Source organism: Psychrobacter okhotskensis (assembly GCF_013248965.1).
GTDB classification, from domain to species: Bacteria; Pseudomonadota; Gammaproteobacteria; order Pseudomonadales; family Moraxellaceae; genus Psychrobacter; species Psychrobacter okhotskensis.
The window spans coordinates 1-680 of sequence record NZ_JABRVQ010000073.1; the positions used below are offsets into that span (position 1 = coordinate 1).

Consider the following 680-nt stretch of genomic DNA (forward strand, 5'->3'; position numbering starts at 1 on the left):
AACGCCTGTTCACCTTTTAGCATGCCAATACAAGCTTGTGTGACGGCTACTGCCTTGCGATTGGGTAGCGCTTTGATCTTAGTCTCTCGAGTTGTTCTATCCACTAGAGTGACAAGCACACCTTGATGTCCACGACCAACCACCGTATCCCCTTCATAATCGCCCATACGACTGCGCGCTTCAATGATACTGGGACGGTCATTGATATCACAGCGGTTCGCTATCTTTCCGCGCCTATCATAACCTTGCAGACGGCGTTTCCTATAGCGCTTTTGACATCTAAGGGCGCTATGTAAGTTACCCCCTGCCTTTTTGTCAGTATAGATGTGTTGATATATCGATTCATGGCTTGGGACCTCTTGCCAACCCAGCATTCTCAGTCGCCCTGTGATTTGCTCAGGTGAGTAGTGCTTGCTGAGTAGATGATCAATATAGCACCAGCCAAAGCGGCTGATCTGTGAGCTATTCACAACTTTGCGCGCGTTTGCCAATCGATGGGCTTGTTTGGGGCGATAACCCCTTTGTCCCATGTTTCGCCTTATCTCTCGACTCACCGTTGATTTATGACAGCCAATAATTCTAGCTATTTCACTCATGCCTTTTTTAGCTTGCAATAGCGCTGATATTTGATATCTTTGCTCTTGGGTAAGATGTGTATAGTGTTTCATAACGTTCTGATA

The 680-nt window shown here is 46.6% G+C and carries 1 protein-coding gene; it reads right to left on the minus strand.

Annotated elements, in window-relative coordinates:
- A partial coding sequence (locus HQR03_RS14105) for an IS30 family transposase (protein WP_173240667.1) occupies positions 1-668 on the minus strand: 668 nt, incomplete at its 3' end.
- Between the last annotated feature and the right edge of the window lie 12 nt (positions 669-680).